The sequence below is a fragment of the Mucilaginibacter lutimaris genome, assembly GCF_042676625.1.
Lineage (GTDB): Bacteria > Bacteroidota > Bacteroidia > Sphingobacteriales > Sphingobacteriaceae > Mucilaginibacter > Mucilaginibacter lutimaris.
Map to the genome: position 1 here is coordinate 19,486 of NZ_JBHTIA010000026.1, position 23,063 is coordinate 42,548.

Genomic DNA, 23,063 nt, shown 5'->3' on the forward strand with positions numbered 1-23,063 from the left:
AATAATAATCGCAACAGCTAATTGTTTGCATAAAAAAGGCCTTAACTAACGTTAAAGCCTTTAGATGTGTAAGTATGATGTTTTATAAGCCATCAAAAACATAAGGCTTTTTAACAAGCGGTTTACGTGGCATCATATCTTTTTCGATACTTGTTTGGTACACAAATGACGCAATAATGATAGCAGCCTGTTTTAGGTCGTCTATCTGCAGGTGGTCGTAATTATCCTGGTTGCTGTGGTGGGTCTTGGTTTCGTAGTCTATAGGGTCTTGTATGAACTGAAAGCCGGGGATGCCAGCCCAGTCGAACGATAAATGATCTGTGGAGCCGGTGTTTTTATCGCTTACCGTTTTAGCGCCAAGGTCGGCAAATGGCTCAAGCCATTTCTGGAAAATTGGCATCACCGCTTTGTTACTTTGGGTAAATATCCCGCGGATCTTACCCGTGCCATTGTCGAGATTATAGTAGGCCGAAACCTTCGATTGCTCAGGCTTTAACTTATAATCAGTGCCCATAAAATGATTTTTGACGTAATTGTACGAGCCATAAATGCCCTGCTCTTCGCCATCCCACAAAGCAATACGGATAGTGCGTTTCGGTTTAAGGCCTAAAGAATCTATAAGTCTCATCGCCTCCATCATTACAATACAACCTGCCGCGTTATCAGTAGCGCCCGTGGCAGATTGCCACGAATCGAGGTGCCCGCCAAGCATTACAAGCTGTGATTTTAATTTAGGATCGGTTCCCGGGATCTCGCCAACAACGTTATAACCTTTAATATCATCGGTGTATGTTTTAGCCTTTATATTTAGGGCAAGCTCTACCTTTTGGCCACTTTGTACAAGGCGTTTAATTTTCTGCCCGTCCTCATACGCCATGCTTACTCCCGGAATGGCGGCCGGTGCGTTAAGTTTAAACTCCGAGTATCCCTGCACAAACACGGTTCCGTTATTATTTCTGGCCGATCCGCTTATAAGCGCCAATGCCCCTGAGCTTTTCAGCAGTACATCTACACGGTTAATTATCTTATAATAACCTTTTGCCTGGTTCATTTGGTCGGCAGTAACCATATACATGTCCTTCATGTTTGCCAGTTCTTCGTCTGTTAAGCGATTGGCCAAAGGTTTAAAATTATTGTCTTTACTCTGGCCGCTGCTCCCGGCTATCAGGATGAATTTGTTTTTAAAATCACCAAGGTGCTGCGCAATATAGGTGGTATCCATTGCCTGTGCGGGTGTAATTATGGTTACCTCTCCCTGCTGCACGCCATTAGTACTTGCGCTCCATGGGGTAGGATAGGCCATTACGGGCTGCACATATGGGGTTTTCATGATGATGCTAAAATCCTGCAGCTCCCATTGTTTTCCAAAATCGCCCCAGGGTTCAAGTTTGGCGTTTGCCAATCCCCACTTGGTCATGGTTTCTGCCGCCCAGTTGGCGGCGCGTTTATAACCCGGCGAACCGGTGAGCCTCGGGCCGGATACATCAGTTAAGTAATGCGCTATCTTAGGTATTTGCGAGCTGTTCATCTCGGCATGGCGGATGCGGCCAAAAACAGCGGTATCCGGCGATTGCGCGAATGCCGGAACACTGCCGAGCAAGCCCGCAGCTAAGGTTAATTTTAGTGTTAAGTGTTTCATTGTTAATGTTTAAAGTTGTAGCCTAAATTACGGGATAATATTTTAGGGCGCAAATTTGCCTGCCGCATAATTAACTCACCCGATCATCGCTTCGCTCGACCACCCTCTCTCCGTAAGCGGAAAGAGGGAACGGATTTTTTCACCCTTTTTGCGCAGAAGAGAGGGGCGACCAGCGCAGCGGTGTCGGGGTGAGTAAAATTACGACGAGATGAATGTCCACATCCATTTTATAATTATCCCTACCCGCTTCTGCCCAATAATTTGCACATTTGTGTAATGCACTTTTTATATCCTGGTTTTTTATTTGCATTGCTAACGCTGGCCATCCCGGTAGTTATTCATCTGTTTAATTTCAGGCGGTACAAAAAGGTATTATTTAGCAATGTGCAGTTCTTAAAAGAGGTGCAGGAGCAGCAGGCCAGCCGCCGTAATTTAAAAGAGCGTTTAATACTGGCTTCAAGATTATTGGCGCTGTTGTTTTTAGTGCTGGCATTCGCCCGGCCCTATATTCCGGGTAAAGACGAAGCAAACACGGGTAAGCAACAGGTTGTGAGTGTTTTTGTAGATAACTCATACTCCATGCAAACCCTTAGCCGGGAAGGGAGCCTGCTTGACGAGGCCAAACAAAAAGCAAAGCAAATAGCGGCCGCTTATAACATTAACGACCGTTTCCAGTTACTCACCCAGGATTTTGAAGGTAAACACCAGCGCCTGCTTACCCGCAGCGAGTTTAACGACGCTGTAGATGCCTTAAAGATAAGCCCACAAAGCAGGCAGCTTAACCAGGTATTGGCAAGGCAAAAAAGCTTGCTTGATATGCAAGCTGGTGCTTCAAAGGCGGTATATTTCTTGTCGGATTTTCAAAAAAACATTGAGGGCAAGTCCCCTGTTGCGGATACCGGTTTCCCGGTTAACCTGGTGCAGTTAAAAGCCAATCCGCTGCCCAACGTGGCGGTCGATTCGGTTTGGATGCTGAATGCCACACACCGCCCGGGCGAAAGCGAGAAGCTGGTAGTTAGGCTGCGTAACTACGCGGATAAAGCAGCTGAAAAAATCCCGCTGAAACTCATCATAAACGGTGTGCAAAAAGCCATAGGCAGTTTTACGATTAAAGAGCGATCGGCGCAAACAGATACGCTGTCTTTTTCGGGATTACAAGCCGGTTGGCAGCGCGGCGAGATCCAATTGCAGGATAACCCCGTTACCTTCGATAATACATTTTACTTTACTTTTAACATAGACAAGCAGTTGCCTGTATTGCTCATAAACGGAGGTGCGCCAAATAAATACTTAAGCGCAGTTTTTGCAGCTGACGCATTTTTTGCCCCAAAGCAGGTGCCCGATGGCAATGTAGATTACGCCGGTTTAAGTGCTTATCCTATAATTGTGTTAAGCGATGTTGAAACGGTATCGGCCGGGTTAGCACAGCAATTAAAAACCTATGTAAACAAGGGCGGCACGCTGATGGTATTCCCATCCGTAGGTGCAGATCTTAATAGTTATAAAGCTTTTTTGCAGCCAATTGGTGCGGCTTACCCAACCGACCTTGTAGAAATACCTACCAGGGTAACAAGTATAAATCTGCAAAGCCAGATCTTTAAAAGCATTTTTGAATCCTCACCACAAAATCCCGACCTGCCTGTTGTATATAAATATTATGCGCTGGATAATGGCACACGCCCGGGCGAATTCCTGATGAAGTTAAAAGACGGCTCTACCATGTGGCAGGGCTCTGCATTGGGCAGGGGTAAGCTGTATGTTGCAGCCTTAGCGTTAGATGAAAGTTACAGCAACCTGCCCGTGCACGCGCTGTTTGTTCCGGTGATGTTCAGGATAGCTTTATTAAGCGGGCACGACCAGCCGCTCTTTTACACAGCGGGTAATAATGAGTCTATTGAAACCGTGCCGCTGCAATCAACTGAAAAGCAATTGGTAAAGCTTGTTAAAGATAAGCAAACCATTATTCCCGAAGTAAAACAACAGGAGGGGAGTACCATGCTATATCTGCCCGACCAATTGACCGAAACGGGGATTTATGGCCTGAAGAAACAGGACAGCACCGCGGCTGTTTTGGCCTTTAACGATAACCGCAGCGAAAGCGACCTGAGTTATTTAACACCCGAGGAATTGGAAAAACTATTCGCTGAGAACGCCGCTTTGCTAAACGCGAATAAGTTAAATGCAGATTTGCTTACAGGAGCTGCAAATTCGGGCCTTCAATTATGGAAACTTTGTATAATTTTGGCGCTGATATTTCTGGCTGCCGAAACATTATTTATACGGTACTATAAAACCGGTAAAACAACTATAACGCCGGCGCCTGATATCAACTAACCCATCATAAAACAGCGCAAATGAATTTGCTAATCAAATCCGCCACTGTTGTAGACCCCGCTTCGCCCTTTCATAACAAGGTTGCCGATATTTTGATCGAAAAAGGAATCATTACCCAGATTGCTAAATCAATAGATAGTGATGTAAAATCTGTTGATGCAAAGGGCTATTACGTATCTCCCGGTTTCCTTGACCTGAACTGTAACGTAGGCGAGCTTGGTTTAGAGGTAAAAGAAGACCTGCAAACAGGTACAGCAGCAGCAGCAGCAGGCGGTTTTACAGGTATAGCTCTAATGCCAAACACACAGCCGCCTGTACATTCAAAAGCCGAGGTAGAGTACCTGCTTAACCGTGCGAAAGGTAACCTGGTGGATATATATCCGCTGGGAGCGATCTCGCACAAACGCGATGGCAAGGATATGGCCGAGATGTTTGATATGTATAAAAGCGGCGCAAAAGCCTTTACAGATGGTAACCGCCCCGTGCAGGACGCCGGCCTGATGGAACGCGCCCTGCTTTATGTACAAAACTTTGGAGCCAAGGTTATCTCTTATCCCGAAGACACTTCAATAGCCGGGAAGGCAAAGGTGAATGAAGGAGTAGTAAGCACCATGCTGGGCATGAAAGGCATCCCTGCGCTTGCTGAAGAACTGATGATAGCCCGCGACCTTTACCTGGCGGAGGACACTAATTCCGAAATTCATTTTACCACCATATCTACAGAGCATGCTGTAGAACTCATCCGCGAAGCAAAACGCAAGGGTGTTAAGGTCACCTGTGATGTAGCAGCGCATAATCTTGTGCTTACCGATGAAGCCTTAATGGGCTTCGACAGCCTTTATAAAGTAAAGCCACCACTACGCACCCAAAAGGATGTTGACGCGCTTATAGCCGGCTTAAAAGACGGCACAATTGACGCCATTGTAAGCCAGCACACCCCGCACGAAATAGAGTTTAAAGATGTGGAGTTTGAGGTTGCCGAATACGGCATCATTGGACTGCAAACGGCATTCTCGCTGGCTTTACAGGCAGGATTAACTGCAGAACAGATAGTGCAAAAATTATCCGTTAATCCACGTAAAATATTAAACATTGATGTACCAACCCTTACCGAGGGAGCTGTAGCGAACCTGGTTGTATTTGCAACTGATGGTGAATGGGAATACAACCGTGCAGTAAACCGTTCAAAAAGTTACAATTCGCCGTTTTTAAGCACGAACTTAAAAGGTAAAGTATTGTTATCCTGTAATAACAACCAAATCTCTAAAAACTAAAATAACAAACCATGACCGACCCAAAAGTAAGCTCAGCAATTACAGGCGCTTTAGAGGCTTTTACACAATATGGTGGCTTTGATGCCGCCGCCCTTTCCGCGAAATTTGAGGCGGTGTTTTCATCAGACGATGATTTTTTAACCAAAGTTGACCAGCTTGACGCTGTATTTGACGACGAACCGCAATTAGAGGAACTTCGCGAGGTTTTCTTTGATCTTTTAATGATCAACTTTTTTAGCGAGGATGTTAAAAAACTGGAAGACGATTACCTGGAAACCCCTGAGTGGGAAGATATTGAAGAACAAACGCTCGACCGTGGTACCGAACTTTTAAACCTGCTGTTATACCTGAACGAGTGTGAAGATGAAGGCATTGAACCTGAACTGGAAGATTACCTGAAAGAGTTTTTGTTGGTAGACGAGGACGAGTTTCAGGACGAGTACCGTATTTACGAGCCGGTTATAGCCCACCAGATACTTATTGAAAGCCCGGTAAGCGAAGTGGCCAAGGTAGCTAATTCCATCGCCGAAGATTCGGAAGTTAAAGAGCTGTTTTACCCGATGATCTGCTTTTTCCAAAACCCGGAAGCAATCGATGAAGATAAAGCTACTATTGCAGATAATGCTGTAAATAAACCATTTGATATGGCAGTTGTAGAAATTTTGTATAGCTTTAAATAAATTAAACTAATAATATTAAACCTTTATCCAGTTAATTATGGAAACTAAAGCTCCAAACCCTACATCCATTGCCACCAAATGGGCACTATTTTATGTGTTGGTATCAATTGTAATCACTTACGCATTTCAATTTCTTAATATCGATCAAAACTCAGCTGCAAAATACATTGGTTATATCCCTTTTATTGCTTTTTGTGTTTTAGCCCAAAAAGAGTATAAAGATCAATTAGGTGGCTTTATAACATTTGGGCAAGCGTTTAATCCTGGTTTTAGATATTCACTTTTTGGAGGATTGCTGCTCGCTATTTTTATTTATGTGTACCTGGGTATATTGAGCCCCGAAGTGCTTACCAAAGCGATGGAGCAACAGCAAGCAGTTATGGCCGAAAAAGGTATGTCGCAAGATCAAATTGACAAAGGTATAGAAATGGGGAGTAAATATGGTGCTATTTTTGGAGCTATTGCAACCGCCATCAGTACTTTGGTATTTGGTTGTATAGTAGCCTTAATTGGCGCTGCCATTCTAAAAAAGGAGCCAACACTGCGTGACATTGAAGAGAGGAATGCTGCAGCAGGTACAAAAGCTGGAGATGATTATGTTGACCCAGCTGTATAATTAATCCCTTGATATTGAAAGCCCGGTTGCAAAACAGCCGGGCTTTTTTGTTGGCTGATATTCTTACTCTCGTCGCCGAAGCCGTCCCTTTGAAATGTCTTTAAGATGTAACGTTCACTAACGGGCGATTAAGGTAACATGAGACATACAACAAGAAAGCCGCTTCAATTCTGAAGCGGCTTTCTGTTAGCTATCAGTACAAAGAATTACTTCTTCATCACCTGTTTTACAATATCATTACCAAAGGCGAATACCATTAGCGAGATCAATAGCACAAAACCAACTATCTGCGCGCGTTCCAGGAATTTGTCGCTAAGTGGTTTACCTTTTATCATTTCAATTAACAGGAATACGGTATGACCACCATCTAATCCGGGTATAGGTAACAGGTTGGTTAACGCTAAAACCATTGATAGGAAGCCCACAAGGCTCCAAAAGCGGATCCAGTCTACATGGCTGCCAAACATTACGGCGATGCCTATTGGGCTCGATATTGCCTTACGCGCCTTAACCTGACCGGTAAATATCTTACCTATACCTTTGGCATTATCGGTAAACATGCCCCATGCTTTGGTTGCACCAACAGGTAACGAGCCAAACAAACCATATTTAATGGTAGTATCTTGTGGTAATTGGGCTTTGGGTTTAAAACCTAATACCCCTTCATTATTAATTTGCGCCGAAATTTGTTGTAATGAATCGCCACGTTTGATAGTAAGTTCTACTTTATTATTTTTATTTGCCCGCAATTGAGCCTGCATTTCATCAAAATAGGTGACAGCTTTACCATTGACAGTAAGTATACTATCTCCTTTTTTCAAACCTGCCTGTTCAGCACCACTTTTTCGAGCAATCGTATCAATTGCGAATTTTACACGCGGAATACGATTAATAAATTCTTCAATACCGTAGTCAGACAAATCGTTAAGAATGGTAGGAGGAACCTTAATATCTATATTCTCGTTTCCACGCTGTACATTCAAAACAGTTTTGTCCAGCAACACTTTAGAACTAACGAGGTCTTCGAACCTAACAATTGGTTTGCCATTAACAGAGTTGATCTTGTCACCGGCTTTCAGGCCCATTTTAGTACCAATTTTACCCGGTACTATTCCGTATTTGATATTAGCGTTAGGTGTATAAGTTTCGCCGTAGCGGATGGTTAATACCCAAAATATGAAAATACCAACTATAATGTTTACGATTATACCGCCAAGCATTACAATTAAACGCTGCCAGGCCGGTTTAGAACGGAACTCCCATGGCTGCGGCGGACCGGCGAGCTGATCGGTATCCATAGATTCATCTATCATACCGGCAATCTTAACATAGCCGCCCAAAGGCAGCCAGCCAATACCGTACTCAACACCTTTGTAGTTGAATTTAAAAAGGCTTACGCCCCAGGCATCAAAAAACAAGTAAAATTTCTCAACCTTTATCCCGAAAGCCCGGGCTGCTAAAAAGTGCCCAAACTCGTGTAGTATCACTAAAATTGAAAGACCAAGTATTAATTGGCCGGCCATTATCAAAACGCTCATTCGTTGTGTTTATATAGTATAATTATACTGCCTTTAACGGCATTTTTCGTATTAAATTTTGCGCAAATATGCGTGTTTCTTTATCAGTATTCAAATAGTCGTTTAACGATGGCGATTGTATATAATTAATTTGCTGCATGCAGGTTTCAATTACATCGCTCATGGTTAAAAAGCCTGTTTCATTATTTAAAAAAGCAGCAACCGCTACCTCGTTGGCCGCGTTTATAATGCATGGCATATTACCACCGCGTTCCAAAGCGTCAAAAGACAGTTTCAAATTCCGAAAGGTAGCTATATCCGGTTGTTCGAACGTCAAATTTGGGTAATCAATAAAATTAAAGCGCTTAAAGTTTGTTTTAACGCGTTGAGGGTAGGTTAGGGCGTACTGTATAGGCAGCTTCATGTCCGGCAAACCCATTTGCGCCTTTATAGATCCGTCCTCAAATTGCACCAGCGAGTGTACTATCGACTGCGGATGAACTATAACATCTATCTGGTTTGCTTGCAGATCGAACAACCACTTGGCCTCAATTACTTCCAGCCCTTTATTCATTAATGATGCCGAATCGATAGTGATCTTGGCGCCCATAACCCAGTTGGGGTGCTTTAGCGCATGCTCGCGGGTTACGTTGGCCAAAAACTCTGCATTCTTACCACGAAACGGGCCGCCGGAAGCGGTGAGGATTATCTTTTCTATTTTATTATCCTGTTCCCCCGCAAGGCATTGAAAAATGGCTGAGTGTTCGCTATCTACGGGTAAAATGTTTACACCGTGTTGTTTGGCCAGGCTGGTAACAATCTCACCCGCAACAACCAAGGTTTCTTTATTTGCTAACGCGATATCTTTACCTGCTTTAATAGCGTTAATGGTTGGCTCCAAACCCGCAAAGCCTACCATAGCGGTAAGCACCACATCAATATCCGGATGGGTAACAGTTTCTTTAATGGCCTCGTATCCGCCTAAAACTTTAATGGGTAAATGTGCAAGCGCTTCTTTTACCTCGGCGTATTTTGTTTCGTCGCAAATAATGGCGTACTCGGGTACAAACGCTATAGCCTGCTCTATAAGCAAGTAGGCATTTGAGTGCGCGGTAAGCATAAAAGCGCTGAACAGCTGACTGTTATCGCGGATAACCTCAAGCGTTTGTGTGCCTATACTCCCTGTAGAGCCAAGGATGGCTATGTTTTTTATATCGTTGTTCAATTATATTTCTTAAACCGTAATTGCTTCGTATGTTGCAATGCCGATGGTGTTATTATTAACTTGATATATAACTCACTAATTCATCCGCTATTTTCCTATCATTAGATAAACGCGGAACTTTATTTTGGCCGCCAAGTTTACCTTGGCTGCGCATATAATTTATAAAAGTATCCTTTTTTAAACTTCTGACTATTAAAGATTGCAATATGTTACCCTCAATCAGGTCGAAATAGTAAATATTTTTTTGCTGCAGGGCCTTATCAATCTTTAAGGCAAAGGCTTGCAGGTCTTTAGGCTCTTTACCAAACTCAATAAACCACTCATGGTAAGGCAATGTGCCGTCTGCCGGAGCAACCTGCGGAGCAACCGTAAATTCTATTACATCAACACCCTCATCGGCGGCTACACTCATTAGGGCCTGCTCAACTTCTTCGCCAATTACATGCTCGCCAAAGGCGGAGATATAATGTTTAATGCGGCCGCTAACTACAATTTTATACGGGTTTTTAGATACGAACTTCACCGTATCGCCCAAACTGTATCCCCACAAGCCCGCGCTGGTATTCATGATAAGAGCGTAATTTTTATCAAGCTCTACGTCTTTTAAATTGATGCGTGTAGGGTTATCATTAAAGTACTCCTCGGATGGGATAAATTCATAGAAAATACCTGCATCCACCATCAGCAGCAACCCTTTTTCTTTTTGCGAATCCTGAAAAGCAATAAACCCTTCAGACGCCGGGTAGGTTTCGATACTGTCTATTTTAAAGCCAATACTTTCTTCCATGCGGGCACGGTATGGCTCGTAGTTTACGCCGCCGTGTACATACAACTTAAAGTAAGGAAATATATCTTTGATCTTTTTCCCGCCCGAAACAGCCGACAATCTGTCGAAATACATCTGGCACCAGGGTGGAATGCCTGATATAAGGCGCATATCCTCTTTGGCTGTTTCCTGCACTATGGCATCAACTTTTTCCTCCCAGTCGTCTATACAATTGGTTTCGTAAGATGGCAGGCGGTTCTTTTGCAGGTACGCAGGCACATGGTGCGCTACAATGCCCGAGAGCCGGCCGGTTTGTACACCATGTTTTTCATCTAACACAGGGCTGCCCTGTAAAAATATCATTTTACCGTTTACAAAATCGGCATTGCCCGTTTCGTGAATGTAGCTAAGCAACGCGTTGCGCGCGGCTTTAATATGCTGGGGCATGCTCTCTTTAGAAATAGGTATGTATTTAACCCCAGACGTAGTGCCCGAGGTTTTAGCCAAATAGGCGGGTTTGCCCGGCCACATTACATCAATTTCGCCGTTTACTACACGGTCAATGTACGGTCGTAGTTCTTCATAATCTCGTACAGGTACGTATTTTTTAAAATCTTCGTAGCTTTCAATTGCATCAAAATGATGATCGGTACCAAAGATGGTATTTTTAGCCTCATGGATTAGATCGGTAAATGTTTTTTGCTGAAGCGCCAGTGCATTTTGGCGAACGTTATTTAACTGCCTGTTTACATACCAGGCAAATACCTTGCTTAATGCTGCTTTTAAACCCATAATTAATTGGTTTCGGCAATGTCATCATCTACATCCTGATGGCTATAGATAAGTTTACGGTAAGTTACCGCCAGAACAATGTTTACAAAAGGGTAGGTGAATAATATAGTAACCGAAATGATAGGATAGTATTGAGCTAATATAGCAGGTAACGCGATAAATAAAATAATGACACCAAGTATCAATATAACTTTTAACAGGTAACCACGGGTTAGCTCAAAACTTTGCTTAATAGACTCTATAGGGCCGGATGCATCATCAACAACAAAGGTGTTGAAAAACATGGCACGCAGGGCAAGGTATAAACCGCCAAGAGCAGATAACACCTTTACCACGTCCTGTAATATCGGATATGGGTCAAGATAGTCAACCAATATGGTTAAGTTGGTAACAATAAACGCTATTATGAATACTACGGCAAGGTAACTCCATATCATTTTAACCTTTGGTATAACCTGGCTAAACTCAAAATCGTAGTATTCGCTATCTATCAGGGTAAATATTAGTTTATATAAACCAAGTGTAGTGTAGGCCTGCAACCATATCAATATAAATGACACGATCATAGAACCGGTAAAGTCTGTTGGAGAGTAAACGAAGCCTATAAGCAGGCCTAATACCGAAAGCAGGAAAAACGCTATTACCGAGTAAACAATAATGGTTACAAAATTCTTTTTAAAAATATCCCACGAAGTTTTTATAGTCTCCGCGACAGAAAAAGGGTGGTACATACTACGTTTTAAGAGCTTTTTAATATAACGCGCTTCCAAAAATCTTGCATAAATCCTAACCCGTAGGCAGTAAGTTGAGTGAAGGCAGCTATAATGCTCAAAAATGCGATTTTTGCTGATTTATTTTTGATAAGCGAGTGAAAAAATATTAACAAAATGTAAACACCTAACATTATATTTAAAAGCATTGCAAAGGGCCAATGCAGCAAGTTGGCAACAATGATAAATATAAATCCAAGTGTGGCAAACGCCGGGAAAAAATGTACCAGTTTAAGCTGCGACGGAAAGAATTTGTAGATATTAATACGCGCACGCCCAAAAAAGTGGATCTGTTTATAAAACTTCAAAAAATCGGTACGGCGCTTATGATAAACAATGGCATCTGGTATCAGCCCGATCTTATAGCCTAAAGAGTGGATACGGATACTGTATTCGATATCTTCGCCCAGGCGGGTGATGATAAAGCCGCCTGCATTTTCCCAAACCTTGCGCGAAATACCCATATTGAAACTGCGCGGATGAAACTGCCCGATGCCTTTTTTATTTCCGCGAATACCACCGGTAGTGAAAGGGGAGGTCATGGAGTAACTAATGGCCTTTTGCAGCGGTGTAAACGATTCATGGGCGCCGTCCGGCCCGCCATAGGCGTCCAGCCAGTTTTTGTTAAGCGAATCGTTTACAATTTGCAGGTAATCTGCAGGGATCAAGCAATCCGAATCAAATACAACAAAATAATCGCCTTTAGCCCGTTCAAAACCAAAGTTACGAGTAAAACCCTGTCCCTCGTTGGCTTTTTCAAAGTAACGGATATCAAGCTTGCCTTCATACCCTTTTACAATATCTTCGGCACGGTCAACAGATCCATCCTCAATAACCAAAACCTCAAACTGTTTATAGGTTTGCAGCGTTAAGGAAGCCAGTAATTCGGCAATTTCCTGCGGGCGGTTGTATAAAGGTATGATGATGGAGAAAAACATTCGGGTTAATTAGATGATTTGACAATTTGAAGATTTTACAATGCCGGTAATATTCAAATCGGCACATTTTCAAATTATCAAATTGTTTCTTCAATTTGGTAATTGTTCCTGTCGTTCGAGTTGCGCGAAACCAGTTCGGCAACAAAGCCTGTAAGGAAGAGTTGCGAACCAAGTATGATGGCTACCAGCGCTATATAAAATAACGGGTTAGCGGTAACATCGCGGTAGGGCAGATGGTGTGCTATGAGGTATAGCTTTTCTGATAACATCCATATAGCTATAATTATACCTGTAAAAAAACTTAGCGTTCCCATAGCGCCAAAAAAGTGCATGGGGCGCTTGCCAAATTTGCCTACAAAAAATATCGAAAGGAGGTCTAAAAAACCATTAATAAACCTTGTCCACCCAAACTTCGTTTTCCCGTATTTACGGGCACGGTGTTCAACCACCTGCTCTCCAATTTTGGTAAAGCCCGCCCATTTAGCAATAACCGGAATGTAGCGGTGCATTTCGCCATACACCTCAATATTCTTCACTACAGTTTTACGATAAGCCTTGAGGCCGCAATTAAAATCGTGCAGGTTATCTATTCCGCTCATTTTGCGGGTAGCGGCATTAAATAATTTAGTAGGGATAGTTTTAGTTAAGGGGTCATAACGCTTTGCTTTCCAGCCGGATATAAGGTCGTACCTGTCCTCTGTTATGCGGCGGTAAAGCACTGGTATCTCATCGGGGCTGTCCTGCAAGTCGGCATCCATAGTTATTACCACATCCCCTTTAGCAGCCTCAAAACCAATGTTCAGCGCGGCAGATTTACCATAGTTGCGCCTGAATTTAACAGCCTTTATGAAAGGGTCGCTTTCTTTAAGCTTTACGATCATGTCCCATGATCCATCCTTGCTGCCATCATCAACCAGTATTATCTCGTAAGTGTAATTATTATCGTCCATTACCCTGCTTATCCAGGAGGTTAGTTCGGGTAACGATTCTACTTCGTTGTAAAGTGGTACTACTACTGATATATCCATTTAGTGCATGAAACCTTTTTCGCAGGTATCTGCAAAAATATAAAAATTAAGGATTGATTTATGCGCAAATGCAACAGGTGAAATTATGTTATATTAGCAGTGCTTAATCCTTATCATGACAAAAAAACTATTTACCTTGCTTGTATTAATTGTGGCAAGCATATCGTCTTTTTCGCAAAATGTTAAAGAACAGGAACTCCTTGATTCTGAAGTGTATTATATGATTAGTGATACCCGTATCGCGAAAGATTCTGCAGAAGCCAAATTTGTAAGGCTTTACAATCGTATCGACTCTGTATATTATAATGTAGAGGAATTTTACATGAATAAGAAACCTAAGCTTGTAGCAAAAACCTCTGTGTATAGTGTTGATTTCAGAAAAGGCTTGCAGGGTTATTGTATGGAATATTATAATAATGGTAAACGAAAAAGTATTAAAAATTACGAAAAAGGACAATTAGTGGGGGAAGCTATTGAGTATTATCCTAACGGAGTCGTGTACAACATTACCGATAATGACAAAAATGGCATTTACTTAAAATCTTTTTCGGATTCTACCGGAAAAGTATTGACTGAAAATGGTAATGGGTTTGGCAAAAAATTAAATTTGACCGAGGCGATCGAGTTGTATTGGAAGGAAATATTGTTAACGGAAAAGAAGATGGCATTTGGAAAAAGCACATTTCTGATACTACGTTTACAATTGTTTATAAAAAGGGAGAAATCATTTCAGGGAAAGAATATATAAATATGAACGATCCATTTGCTCATATCACAAAAGCACCTGAGTTCCCCGGCGGGGATGAGAAATTTTTCAAATTTCTTGCTTTTACAATAAAATTCCCATCTGCAGACAGGGAACAAAAAAATTCAGGCAGAGTAATTCTAACATTCGCTATCGATAAAGACGGCAGTGTTACAGATGAAAAGATAGTTAGAGGCGTTAGCAAAACTATTGATGCCGAAGTTATAAGGGCTATAAAACGGTCGCCTAAGTGGCAGCCTGGTGCAAGGGATGGGCACCCGTTTAAAAGCACTGTAAGTGTTCCGGTAAGTTTTAATACTTACGCAGGCAGCAGTATTTTGTTAGGAAGCCCCCAATACTAAACCAACCCCAACACCTTACTTGTTCTCTCCCTTGTAGAAGTAGCTAAAGTTTCATCATTAACAAGAGATTGCCCGTAAGATGGGATCATTTTTTGGAATATTGCCTGCCATTCGGGTGTTTTAGCTTTGTCTTTAAAGCAGCGGCTTATCAGGTCTACCATGATAGGTACTGATGTTGATGCCCCCGGTGATGCACCTAACAGGGCAGATATGCTGCCATCGGCACTGGTTACTACCTCGGTACCAAACTCTAATACACCGGTGCGTTTCGCGTCTTTTTTAATGATCTGCACGCGTTGGCCGGCAATATCCAATGTCCAGTCCTGGCCTTTGGCCGCAGGGAAGTACTCCTGCAAAGCTTTAAGCCTGTCGGCAGGGGATTGCAGCACCTGGCTTATCAAGTATTTGGTTAAAGCCATGTTGTCGCGGCCAACGGCCAGCAATGGCAAAATGTTATTGAATTTAATAGACGTGAACAGGTCAAGCAGTGAGCCTTTCTTTAGGAAACGGGTAGAAAAACCGGCGTAGGGGCCAAAAAGGAGCGAACGCTTACCATCTATCATCCGGGTATCTAAATGCGGTACAGACATTGGCGGCGAACCTACTGATGCCTTACCGTAAACCTTAGCGTCGTGTTTTTTAATGATCTCGGGGTTATTGCAAACCAGCCATTGCCCGCTTACCGGGAAGCCGCCAAAGCCTTTGCTCTCGGGTATGCCCGATTTTTGCAGTAAATGTAAAGCCCCGCCACCTGCGCCTACAAAAACAAACTTAGCGTTTAGCTTGCGCCTGTTTCCGTTAATACGGTCGCTTACTTTAATTTGCCAGGTGTTATCTTTGTTGCGTTTAATATCAGTAACATCATGGTTAAGGCTTACGTTAACACCGGGCTTTTGCTGTAGTTTAGCGATAAGGCTGCGGGTAAGTGAGCCAAAGTTAACATCGGTGCCAATATCCATGTAAGTGGCCGATACCTTATGGCCTCTGTCGCGGCCATCCATTATTAATGGTGCCCATTTTTCTATTTGTGCATGGTCTTCAGAATATTCCATACCCTTAAAAAAGTGATGCTGTACTAAAGCGTCGCGGCGCTTTTTTAGGTAATCTACATTGTCTTCACCCCAAACAAAACTCATATGCGGAATTTTGCTAATGAAGCTTTGCGGCGAATCTATATAACCTGCCTCAACCAAAAACGACCAAAACTCTTTGCTGATCTCAAATTGCTCGGCAATTTTAATAGCCTTTACAATCTCAATAGAACCATCTTTACGCTGGGGGGTATAATTTAACTCGCAAAAGGCAGAGTGCCCTGTGCCGGCATTATTCATCGCGTCAGAACTTTCGGCGGCAACGGTATCAAGTCGTTCAAATATCTCTATCGTTATATCGGGCTGTAGCTGTTTAAGCATTACCCCAAGTGTTGCGCTCATAATGCCCGCGCCAACTAAAACTACATCAACCGTTGTGTTAGAAACTTTGCCGTTATTCATGTTATTATTGAATGCTAAAGATACATTCAAATTAATTATTTGACTGGTTATACCTTTTGTAAACTAATTAAATGATATAAAGTTTACACTCATTGCAATGGAGTCGCGAACATTGCGGTGTAGCACTATATGATATTCAGAAGGCAATTTTACTAAAATTTATATAAAAAGCCACATGATAGGGGAGGCTTTTTATAAAACCCTGTAACACTTAAACATAACACAAATTGCAGGCGGCCTTGTTGTAGCTGTATCATAAAACATATTAATATGAATAAGTTAACCCTGTATTTTATGCTGCCTGCAATAATACTGTTATCGGTATCGTGCCAAAACAACAAACCCCAACCAACATCAACCGATGGTAAAACGGCGGTGACCGTAAACGGGAAAAAAGACAGTGTATTAAATAACCCTGCCAAGAATTATGGTAACGCTACTGTTGCCGAGCCCTGCGTAAAATGCGTAATAAAAATTGTGCAGGCTACCGCCCATTATAAAATGATAGTAGCCAACAAAGATGCGGGCAAAATAAGTTACGTGGTAAATTGGGATAGCAGCGATAGATCTACCGGCAGTACCCATGCAAAGGATACAACAATTAACAGCCTAAAGATAGATGTGATAGAAAACAATGCAGAGAAAAATAAATTAGCCACATTTAAGTATGATAACAACTTAACTAAGCTGCAATTTGTGAGCGATGATGCGGTTATTGATGAGAAAATATCTGATAGCGACTTAAAACTGATCCGAAATAAATGTTTTTGGGGTGTAGCTTCAAATAAATAACTAAAATTTATAAAAAGGCGGCGTAATCAATATTTTGGTTACGCCGCTTTTATTTTATAAGGTAATATTATGCAAGCATAATTAATTGACTGAGATAAAAGTGTATGATTTAACGGATTTATGAATTTTTTAAGTAATTTATTGTTAATTTTTATAAAATTTATAAACATTGCTATGAAAATTATAAAAATAATTTAAATTCGCACTCACAAACTATGACTGATCTTATAGGTAACTAATATTAATACTTAAAAAATTACAAATTAATCATTAAAATGGCAACTAAACTTGAGTACATCTGGCTTGATGGCTACAAACCAACCCAAAGCCTGCGTAGTAAAACAAAAATTGTTAAATCTTTTAGCGGTAAAGTAGAAGATTTAGATAACTGGAGCTTTGATGGTTCATCAACTGAGCAGGCACCGGGTGGTTCATCAGATTGTATTTTAAAGCCGGTATTTACTTGCCCCGATCCGCAACGCAAGAATGCATACCTTGTAATGTGCGAAGTTTTAGATTCAAAAGGACAGCCGCATGAGTCAAACGGCCGTGCGCTTATCCAGGATGATGATAACGATTTTTGGTTTGGTTTTGAGCAGGAGTATTTCCTTTGGGATCCTGAAACCGATAAACCGCTTGGTTTCCCTAAAGGTGGTTACCCTGCGCCACAAGGCCCATACTACTGCTCGGTAGGTGCTAAAAACGCTTACGGCCGCGATATTGTTGAAGAGCACTTAGATGCTTGTTTAGAAGCTGGCTTAAACGTTGAAGGTATTAACGCCGAAGTTGCTGCCGGCCAATGGGAGTTCCAGATATTTGCTAAAGGCGCTAAAGAAGCCGGTGACCAAATTTGGGTTGCACGTTATTTATTAGAGCGTATTGGCGAAAGCTACGGTGTTGCTATTAACTGGCACTGTAAACCACTTGGCCAGTTAGACTGGAACGGTTCTGGTATGCACGCTAACTTCTCTAACACTTTATTGCGTACCGCAAACAGCGAAGAGAAATTTAAAGCAGTTTGTGAGGCATTCCGCCCTGCAGTTGCCGAGTGTATCGCTGTATACGGTGCTGATAACGATCAACGCCTGACCGGTAAACACGAAACCGCTTCAATTCACGACTTTAGCTACGGTGTATCTGACCGTGGTGCATCAATACGTATCCCGTTATACGCGGTAGATCATAACTGGAGTGGTTACCTGGAAGACCGTCGCCCTAACTCGGCTGCAGATCCATACAAAGTAGCTGCTGTTATTATTAAAACTGTTAAATCAGCAAAAATTTAATACCCTTACTAAATCGCAAGATCCCCCGTGTTTAACTACCGGGGGATTTTTTTTGCGCTTTATAATCCAAATAATTGCCCGATGCTATAATTGGCAAACCATCAATGGGTAAATTGTAAAGGTATATCCATGCGGTAACCAACCCGCTATCGGTTTCTATAGTCCCCGGTTCACGGGTATATAAATTGGGTTGTTCCTGCCCGGGGCCAACGCCTTCGTAATCGTCAATTATCTTTAGGTTTTCGTGGGGATGGTGAAGTCTTACGATGGTACCATGAACAAAGGCTGTCGCGGCGCTGTTTAAAACAAGGCCGGGATACTCTCCAATATCATAAAGTGTGCCCCTGATCTTGCCCGATGAAATTACCGTACAGTTTCGGTGCAGATAATCGGCAAATGGGTTGCCGGGTTGCAGCAGGGTACCGTAGATAAATAAGAGGTCAGTCATTGAGTTAAAGGTAAATAATATTGGCTATTTACTCACCCCGACTACGCTTCGCTGGTCGACCCCCTCTGCTTCGCAAAGAGGGTGAGAGGATTTTAGCCCTCTTTCCGCCGTAGGCGAAGAGAGGGCAGTCGAGCGAAGCAATGACGGGTGAGTAGAATTGCCGATTTACATATTATCCATTACATGTAATTTATCTTGCTTAAATTGGCATTTTATACTACTTAGCATGAATACTGAACAGGTTATCACCTATATCAAAGAAAATAATATCCCGAAAGTTAAATTCGCATTTGCCGATATTGACGGCATTTTGCGCGGCAAGGTCATAAGCACACAAAAGTTTTTAGAAGGGTTGCAGGGAGGATATGGCTTTTGCGATGTGGTATTTGGATGGGATAGCAGCGATGTTACTTATGATAATGTTGAGCTTACCGGTTGGCACAGTGGCTACCCCGATAAGCAGTGCTATATTGACCTTGCAACAATGCGCAATGTGCCCTGGGAAGAAAATATCCCTTTTTTTTTAGCGGACTTTACCGGGCCTAATGGCCACGCTTTACCGGCTTGCCCGCGTAGTTTGTTAAAACAAATTGTTAAGCAATGCGATGATTTAGGTTACCACGCCGAATTTGCACAGGAATTTGAATGGTTCAATTTTAAGGAAACTCCCCAATCATTACAACAAAAAGGGTTTGCTAACCTGGAACCTTTATCGCCGGGAATGTTTGGCTACTCTACGCTGCGCACATCTCAAAACAGCGCTTTTTACTACGACCTGTTTAATTTACTTACCCAATTTAATATCCCTATAGAAGGCATCCATACTGAAACCGGCCCGGGAGTGTACGAAGCGGCTATAACTCATAGCGAAACTTTAGACGCCGCTGATAAGGCAGTGCTATTTAAAACGGCAGTGAAAGAAATAGCCTACAAGCATGGCATCACCGCTACCTTTATGGCTAAATGGAACCAGGAACTACCCGGCTGCAGCGGCCACATCCATCAAAGCCTCTGGAATAAAGATCAAACCGAAAACCTGTTCTTTGATGTCGACGACACAAACAAAATGAGTGAACTGCATAAGCAGTACCTTGCCGGCCAGCTTTATTGTATGCCTCACTTGCTGCCCATGTATGCGCCAACTATCAATAGCTATAAACGCCTTGTGGAAGGTGCCTGGGCGCCAACCACTATAACCTGGGGGGTAGATAACCGCACAACAGCGCTAAGGGTTATAGGCACTTCTAAAGCCACAGCCCGCTTAGAAACCCGAATTCCGGGGTCTGATACCAATCCCTACCTGGCCATAGCCGCCGCATTGGCCTCCGGTTTATACGGAATCAAAAACAAAATGAAGCTGGATATTGCTGCAACGGTGGGTAATGGCTATCAAAACAAAGCCAACGGCAGCCTGCATGCAAATCTGTTTGACGCTGCAACAGCTATGCAAAACTCATCTGTAGCAAAAGAGCTTTTCGGCGAAGGCTTTGTGCAGCACTTTACCCAAACCCGCCTCTGGGAACACAGGCAATATGCTAAAAGTGTAAGTGATTGGGAGTTGAGGCGCTACTTCGAAATCATATGACCGGGATTATTGAGATTTTGCTGATTTATTAGATTTTATATGCAGGAACAATTATTACACGAAGATCTGACGCGAAAAATAATTGGTTGCGCAATGAAAGTGCATACCGCGTTGGGTGCTGGCTTCTATGAAGCAATCTATCAGCGTTCGTTAGAAATTGAAATGAATTTTCAAGGTTTAGGTTTTGAACGGGAAAAGGATATGCCAATCTTTTACCGTGATGTTAAAGTAGGATCGAGACGTGTAGACTTTTTTGTAGGTGATTTAGTTATGGTGGAACTTAAGGCCATAGCGCAGATAGAGGACTCGCACATCAATCAGGCTTTAAATTATTTAGAAGCGTACAATAAACAAATTGGCTTGCTTATAAATTTTGGCGGAAAGTCTTTGACTTTTAAGCGCCTTTTAAATAAGAAGTACAAGCAATGATATATATTTGATGTTCGATAATCGATATCAAGACAAGACAATCAAAATCCAATAAATCGCAATAATCACGCAAATCCCGGTCATGGACTTTCATCTCATTATAAAATCTGCATGGGCAGACTACGATAAATCTAAAACCATCAGGGATATTGAGGATATCAGCGCGATGGTTTCTACCAATCACGTGTACCGCATTACCTTTGATGATGAAGATATTATTATAGCCAAGCTTTCCTTCTTTGGTAAGTTTGAGCATTTTAAAGAGGATCATCGTATCATTCAGTCGCTGTCAAACAACCTGCTATATCCTTTCGAGAACCTGCTGTCTAAATCGTTATTGAAAAATAACAGGGTATATGTCTATCGCTATAAACAGGGTAAAAATGATGCCTGGGTAGTTTTTTATAACCCAACACGTATGATGGACAGGTTGCCGCGCCGCCTGGACGAAGACATGATCAAAAAGCTTGGCTCGCAGTTGGGTAAGTTCCATAAGGCTTGTTCGCGAATTAAAAATGTGCTGCCAAAATCATCCAAAACCCTGCGTACCGATATTTACGATTTGCAGCGACAGTTGGAAAAGGACGAGCGCAAGTTTGGTACCCGCATGCAGGTAGATTTGCTTAAATACCATTGTGAACAGTTTTTAAAGAACAGGTCGCGCTATAACATGAGCTCGTTCGAGATCATCCCGGTATTTATAGACTGGAACATTGGCAATTTTTCGGTAACACCCGACCTAGACCTATACTCGCGCTGGGATTACGACTGGTTTAGGATGAGTTACCGCCTGCTTGATTTTTACTTTTTTAGCCGTGTGGTATCAGATGCCGGCGACCGCACCGTTTTTAGTTACGTGATTGGGCCAATGATGGAGGATAGGTTTATCATCTTTCTGAAAGAGTACCATAAAGTAAACCCCGTTACGGCCGATGAGATCCGTTTTCTGAAAGAGGCCTATCGTTTCTTTATTCTGAACTATGTTATAAAAGATGGCAAATACTTTTTTAGCGAGCAATACGCCAAGAAGCTACAGGCAGAGGCTATGGAGATTTACCTGCCTTCTGTTGACCGTGATTTTGACGCCGAAGTAATCATAAAGGCGTTGAGCTTATAATTAAGAAAGCTTTGCTACCCAATAAATTTAAGCAGCGCTTCTTTTAAGCGGTTAATATCAATGTACAGGTTTTCTTGTATAGGGTCTACGCCTGTATCGGCGCTTACGCCTGTTAAGTATGAATAATCTAAGCCCTGCGCCGTGGAAAGAATGCGGTAACTGGTATCGTGGTAATACTCGGGGAAAAGTTCCAGTACTTTGGCATTCCGGTTGGCGAAGTAAAGATTGGCAAGCCCCGCCCCATGTACGCCAACAATATGCGCGGCATTTGCAAAAGCTTCAATTTGCTTGGCAACGCTCATTTCCTCCAGGTAGTAAATTTCAAAGCCTAATTGGGTAAAAAGCGCGTTAACCTCATCGCGGTTCTCAAAAGTACGGTAACGTGCCTTATCACGCGAAGCGTAGATCTTGGTGCCTTTAAAATCGCCCTTTTCTAATAAGCTAATCTTTTCGCGGTATAAATTCACTAACCATGTTGGCTGCCACTGTTTCTGAAACGCTTCCACACCTCGGTAATGTACATACGCCCAGTTATTTATAAGATCGGGCACTACCATGGTTTCTACTTGTAATAAAAGGTTAGCATTTGTAGGGATTACCCTATCCTTATCTATTCCTATAAGTTCCAGCATCTCGGCCTGGAATGGCAGGTGATTGGAAATAATATAATACTCCGGTTTAAATTTCGATCGTTCTAATAGATAAACTCTGGATAAGCATTCCGTTAAAAAATGATAATAGTTATTCTCTAAACCCGATAGTGATAAATGAACAGCACTGCCTTGTATCTTCCTTTTTTTTGTGCGGTAAAATACCTTTTTGCTTTCGCCTATTTTGGGGTTAGCTTTTTGTGAGGTATGTTCAACAATCACATTTTTTTCTGAGGAATAAACCTCTTCGCTATTAGTAAAGCAAAAAGCGTTTTTAAAGCTCCTAACGTAAAAGGGTGGTATCGAAGCCTTACGATCCATAAAGCTGCTATGGGGTTGGCCAAAAATATCTTTGATGGCTGGCATCAAAAAAGTTTCGGCCGGGAAAATGAGCTGCTCATCTGTAGCTTCGGTAGCTGCATGGGTGGGCTTAACAACCCCAAAACGCTTGTTCTTTAGTTTTTTTAAATAAGCTGTAAATTTATTCATAGAAGGCAGATGCTCGTAAACAGCAAAACTAACAAGATTATATTGACGTTGTAAAACAATTACAATACTTAATTTAAGTATTTTCTTA

Annotated in this window: 21 protein-coding genes; 11 read left to right on the plus strand and 10 right to left on the minus strand. The window is 42.3% G+C overall.

Features of this window, described 5'->3' with window-relative positions; translation table 11 throughout:
• Positions 1-82: 82 nt before the first annotated feature.
• Positions 83-1,639: a M20/M25/M40 family metallo-hydrolase gene (locus tag ACFQZI_RS20465; RefSeq protein WP_377145838.1), complete on the minus strand. Its 1,557-nt coding sequence runs from the start codon at positions 1,637-1,639 to the stop codon at positions 83-85.
• 276 nt (positions 1,640-1,915) lie between these two features.
• Between ACFQZI_RS20465 and ACFQZI_RS20470 the strand changes: the two genes are divergently transcribed.
• The 4 genes from ACFQZI_RS20470 to ACFQZI_RS20485 are packed head-to-tail and all read left to right on the plus strand — an operon-like array spanning position 1,916 to position 6,543.
• The gene (locus tag ACFQZI_RS20470) at positions 1,916-3,973 is read left to right on the plus strand and encodes a BatA domain-containing protein (protein WP_377145840.1); all 2,058 of its coding nucleotides are present in this window, start codon (positions 1,916-1,918) and stop codon (positions 3,971-3,973) included.
• Positions 3,974-3,993: 20 nt separating this feature from the next.
• The gene (locus ACFQZI_RS20475) at positions 3,994-5,247 is read left to right on the plus strand and encodes a dihydroorotase (RefSeq protein ID WP_377145842.1); all 1,254 of its coding nucleotides are present in this window, start codon (positions 3,994-3,996) and stop codon (positions 5,245-5,247) included.
• A gap of 11 nt (positions 5,248-5,258) precedes the next feature.
• On the plus strand, positions 5,259-5,927 hold the full coding sequence (locus tag ACFQZI_RS20480; RefSeq protein WP_377145844.1) for a hypothetical protein: 669 nt from the start codon (positions 5,259-5,261) through the stop codon (positions 5,925-5,927).
• Between the two features lie 37 nt (positions 5,928-5,964).
• On the plus strand, positions 5,965-6,543 hold the full coding sequence (locus ACFQZI_RS20485; RefSeq protein WP_377145845.1) for a DUF4199 domain-containing protein: 579 nt from the start codon (positions 5,965-5,967) through the stop codon (positions 6,541-6,543).
• Positions 6,544-6,749: 206 nt separating this feature from the next.
• Here ACFQZI_RS20485 and rseP read toward each other — a convergent pair whose 3' ends face one another.
• The 6 genes from rseP to ACFQZI_RS20515 form a co-directional block, all read right to left on the minus strand.
• Positions 6,750-8,081 (minus strand): RIP metalloprotease RseP, encoded by a 1,332-nt coding sequence (gene rseP / locus ACFQZI_RS20490; protein WP_377145846.1) that lies wholly within the window; start codon positions 8,079-8,081, stop codon positions 6,750-6,752.
• Positions 8,082-8,103: 22 nt separating this feature from the next.
• Complete coding sequence (locus ACFQZI_RS20495; RefSeq protein ID WP_377145848.1) at positions 8,104-9,285, minus strand: 1-deoxy-D-xylulose-5-phosphate reductoisomerase; 1,182 nt, start codon at positions 9,283-9,285, stop codon at positions 8,104-8,106.
• A 55-nt stretch (positions 9,286-9,340) separates the two neighbouring features.
• Positions 9,341-10,843 carry a GH3 auxin-responsive promoter family protein gene (locus tag ACFQZI_RS20500; RefSeq protein WP_377145849.1) on the minus strand — a complete coding sequence of 501 codons (1,503 nt, stop codon included), beginning with the start codon at positions 10,841-10,843 and terminating at the stop codon, positions 9,341-9,343.
• A 2-nt stretch (positions 10,844-10,845) separates the two neighbouring features.
• Positions 10,846-11,574: a hypothetical protein gene (locus ACFQZI_RS20505; protein WP_377145850.1), complete on the minus strand. Its 729-nt coding sequence runs from the start codon at positions 11,572-11,574 to the stop codon at positions 10,846-10,848.
• An 8-nt stretch (positions 11,575-11,582) separates the two neighbouring features.
• Positions 11,583-12,551 (minus strand): glycosyltransferase, encoded by a 969-nt coding sequence (locus ACFQZI_RS20510; RefSeq protein WP_377145852.1) that lies wholly within the window; start codon positions 12,549-12,551, stop codon positions 11,583-11,585.
• A 77-nt stretch (positions 12,552-12,628) separates the two neighbouring features.
• Positions 12,629-13,579 carry a glycosyltransferase family 2 protein gene (locus tag ACFQZI_RS20515; protein ID WP_377145854.1) on the minus strand — a complete coding sequence of 317 codons (951 nt, stop codon included), beginning with the start codon at positions 13,577-13,579 and terminating at the stop codon, positions 12,629-12,631.
• A 115-nt stretch (positions 13,580-13,694) separates the two neighbouring features.
• On the opposite strand from ACFQZI_RS20515, the gene ACFQZI_RS20520 reads away from it, so the two are divergent.
• Positions 13,695-14,327 (plus strand): hypothetical protein, encoded by a 633-nt coding sequence (locus ACFQZI_RS20520; protein WP_377145855.1) that lies wholly within the window; start codon positions 13,695-13,697, stop codon positions 14,325-14,327.
• A 2-nt stretch (positions 14,328-14,329) separates the two neighbouring features.
• Positions 14,330-14,686 carry an energy transducer TonB gene (locus tag ACFQZI_RS20525; RefSeq protein WP_377145857.1) on the plus strand — a complete coding sequence of 119 codons (357 nt, stop codon included), beginning with the start codon at positions 14,330-14,332 and terminating at the stop codon, positions 14,684-14,686.
• Here ACFQZI_RS20525 and ACFQZI_RS20530 read toward each other — a convergent pair.
• Complete coding sequence (locus ACFQZI_RS20530; RefSeq protein ID WP_377145859.1) at positions 14,683-16,209, minus strand: malate:quinone oxidoreductase; 1,527 nt, start codon at positions 16,207-16,209, stop codon at positions 14,683-14,685. The two genes, ACFQZI_RS20525 and ACFQZI_RS20530, sit on opposite strands and share 4 nt — an antisense overlap.
• 240 nt (positions 16,210-16,449) lie before the next feature.
• Here ACFQZI_RS20530 and ACFQZI_RS20535 point away from each other — a divergent pair, with 240 nt between their 5' ends.
• Together ACFQZI_RS20535 and ACFQZI_RS20540 are read left to right on the plus strand one after the other, a co-directional pair.
• Entirely contained in the window at positions 16,450-16,971 is a 522-nt protein-coding gene (locus tag ACFQZI_RS20535; RefSeq protein ID WP_377145860.1) for a hypothetical protein, read from the plus strand.
• A 275-nt stretch (positions 16,972-17,246) separates the two neighbouring features.
• Positions 17,247-18,257 (plus strand): glutamine synthetase beta-grasp domain-containing protein, encoded by a 1,011-nt coding sequence (locus tag ACFQZI_RS20540; RefSeq protein WP_377145862.1) that lies wholly within the window; start codon positions 17,247-17,249, stop codon positions 18,255-18,257.
• A 31-nt stretch (positions 18,258-18,288) separates the two neighbouring features.
• Here ACFQZI_RS20540 and ACFQZI_RS20545 read toward each other — a convergent pair whose 3' ends face one another.
• Positions 18,289-18,705, minus strand: a complete 417-nt coding sequence (locus ACFQZI_RS20545) for a gamma-glutamylcyclotransferase family protein (protein WP_377145863.1) — start codon at positions 18,703-18,705, stop codon at positions 18,289-18,291.
• 226 nt (positions 18,706-18,931) lie between these two features.
• Here ACFQZI_RS20545 and ACFQZI_RS20550 point away from each other — a divergent pair, with 226 nt between their 5' ends.
• The 3 genes from ACFQZI_RS20550 (at position 18,932) to ACFQZI_RS20560 (ending at position 21,836) form a co-directional block, all read left to right on the plus strand.
• Entirely contained in the window at positions 18,932-20,290 is a 1,359-nt protein-coding gene (locus ACFQZI_RS20550; RefSeq protein WP_377145864.1) for a glutamine synthetase family protein, read from the plus strand.
• Between the two features lie 39 nt (positions 20,291-20,329).
• A complete protein-coding gene (locus ACFQZI_RS20555; RefSeq protein ID WP_377145866.1) occupies positions 20,330-20,719 on the plus strand; it encodes a GxxExxY protein in 390 nt (129 codons plus the stop codon).
• Between the two features lie 82 nt (positions 20,720-20,801).
• Positions 20,802-21,836 (plus strand): hypothetical protein, encoded by a 1,035-nt coding sequence (locus tag ACFQZI_RS20560; RefSeq protein ID WP_377145868.1) that lies wholly within the window; start codon positions 20,802-20,804, stop codon positions 21,834-21,836.
• Positions 21,837-21,850: 14 nt separating this feature from the next.
• On the opposite strand, the gene ACFQZI_RS20565 is transcribed toward ACFQZI_RS20560, so the two are convergent.
• Positions 21,851-22,975: a glycosyltransferase family 61 protein gene (locus ACFQZI_RS20565; RefSeq protein ID WP_377145870.1), complete on the minus strand. Its 1,125-nt coding sequence runs from the start codon at positions 22,973-22,975 to the stop codon at positions 21,851-21,853.
• Positions 22,976-23,063 lie beyond the last annotated feature (88 nt).

Coding starts and splice junctions, on each gene's coding strand:
- ACFQZI_RS20465 (WP_377145838.1), bottom strand. CDS start 1,639: ATGAAACACTTAACACTAAAATTAACCTTAGCTGCGGGCTTGCTCGGC.
- ACFQZI_RS20470 (WP_377145840.1), top strand. CDS start 1,916: ATGCACTTTTTATATCCTGGTTTTTTATTTGCATTGCTAACGCTGGCC.
- ACFQZI_RS20475 (WP_377145842.1), top strand. CDS start 3,994: ATGAATTTGCTAATCAAATCCGCCACTGTTGTAGACCCCGCTTCGCCC.
- ACFQZI_RS20480 (WP_377145844.1), top strand. CDS start 5,259: ATGACCGACCCAAAAGTAAGCTCAGCAATTACAGGCGCTTTAGAGGCT.
- ACFQZI_RS20485 (WP_377145845.1), top strand. CDS start 5,965: ATGGAAACTAAAGCTCCAAACCCTACATCCATTGCCACCAAATGGGCA.
- rseP (WP_377145846.1), bottom strand. CDS start 8,081: ATGAGCGTTTTGATAATGGCCGGCCAATTAATACTTGGTCTTTCAATT.
- ACFQZI_RS20500 (WP_377145849.1), bottom strand. CDS start 10,843: ATGGGTTTAAAAGCAGCATTAAGCAAGGTATTTGCCTGGTATGTAAAC.
- ACFQZI_RS20505 (WP_377145850.1), bottom strand. CDS start 11,574: ATGTACCACCCTTTTTCTGTCGCGGAGACTATAAAAACTTCGTGGGAT.
- ACFQZI_RS20510 (WP_377145852.1), bottom strand. CDS start 12,551: ATGTTTTTCTCCATCATCATACCTTTATACAACCGCCCGCAGGAAATT.
- ACFQZI_RS20515 (WP_377145854.1), bottom strand. CDS start 13,579: ATGGATATATCAGTAGTAGTACCACTTTACAACGAAGTAGAATCGTTA.
- ACFQZI_RS20520 (WP_377145855.1), top strand. CDS start 13,695: ATGACAAAAAAACTATTTACCTTGCTTGTATTAATTGTGGCAAGCATA.
- ACFQZI_RS20525 (WP_377145857.1), top strand. CDS start 14,330: ATGAACGATCCATTTGCTCATATCACAAAAGCACCTGAGTTCCCCGGC.
- ACFQZI_RS20535 (WP_377145860.1), top strand. CDS start 16,450: ATGAATAAGTTAACCCTGTATTTTATGCTGCCTGCAATAATACTGTTA.
- ACFQZI_RS20540 (WP_377145862.1), top strand. CDS start 17,247: ATGGCAACTAAACTTGAGTACATCTGGCTTGATGGCTACAAACCAACC.
- ACFQZI_RS20545 (WP_377145863.1), bottom strand. CDS start 18,705: ATGACTGACCTCTTATTTATCTACGGTACCCTGCTGCAACCCGGCAAC.
- ACFQZI_RS20550 (WP_377145864.1), top strand. CDS start 18,932: ATGAATACTGAACAGGTTATCACCTATATCAAAGAAAATAATATCCCG.
- ACFQZI_RS20555 (WP_377145866.1), top strand. CDS start 20,330: ATGCAGGAACAATTATTACACGAAGATCTGACGCGAAAAATAATTGGT.
- ACFQZI_RS20560 (WP_377145868.1), top strand. CDS start 20,802: ATGGACTTTCATCTCATTATAAAATCTGCATGGGCAGACTACGATAAA.
- ACFQZI_RS20565 (WP_377145870.1), bottom strand. CDS start 22,975: ATGAATAAATTTACAGCTTATTTAAAAAAACTAAAGAACAAGCGTTTT.